This window comes from Halorubrum sp. SP3, from assembly GCF_005435195.1.
In the GTDB taxonomy this organism is placed as follows: domain Archaea; phylum Halobacteriota; class Halobacteria; order Halobacteriales; family Haloferacaceae; genus Halorubrum; species Halorubrum sodomense.
This window is the reverse complement of the sequence record NZ_SGTU01000329.1, coordinates 1-493: the sequence shown is the minus strand read 5'-3', so window position 1 is coordinate 493 and position 493 is coordinate 1. Positions and strand designations below refer to the sequence as shown.

The 493-nt window shown below is 67.5% G+C and carries 1 protein-coding gene and 1 pseudogene; one reads left to right on the top strand and one right to left on the bottom strand.

Features of this window, described 5'->3' with window-relative positions; genetic code table 11:
- Positions 1-245: pseudogene (locus tag EXE42_RS16730) on the bottom strand (hypothetical protein); the annotation flags it as partial.
- A gap of 88 nt (positions 246-333) precedes the next feature.
- Here EXE42_RS16730 and EXE42_RS16725 point away from each other — a divergent pair.
- A partial coding sequence (locus tag EXE42_RS16725) for a GTP-binding protein (protein WP_275938240.1) occupies positions 334-493 on the top strand: 160 nt, incomplete at its 3' end.

The following is a 493-nucleotide window of genomic DNA, read 5'->3' as shown; positions in this document are numbered from 1 at the left end:
ATCACGTCGCCGAAGTCGTTGTCGCGGAAGGCGTCCTCGCGCTCCCGCCGCTCCCGGTCCGGGTACTCGCCGAGGTACCGCCGGAAGTACCACCGGACGATCCACTGCGCGTCGCGGCGCCCGTACTCGTCGCTCGCGAACGTCTTCGGGACCGTCTCGACGTGCTGGCGTTCCACGTCGTACAGCGGCTCCGTCTCCGCGTACGCCCGTGCGCGGTCCCGCACGGTCGACTCGCTCAGGTCCATCGCCTCGCGGTACGGCGGTGGGACGGATGAACGTTCCCCGACCCACCCGATCGATCGTTTCATACAGCCGTGGTCACTGGTAGCACACATGACAGACGCGCGCATCCCGGTCACCGTCCTCAGCGGTTACCTCGGCGCCGGGAAGACAACGCTCGTGAACCACCTCCTCTCGAACCCGGGGGACCGGCGGATCGCCGTCATCTTGAACGACATGGGCGAGGTGAACGTCGACGCCGAGAAGATCGCCC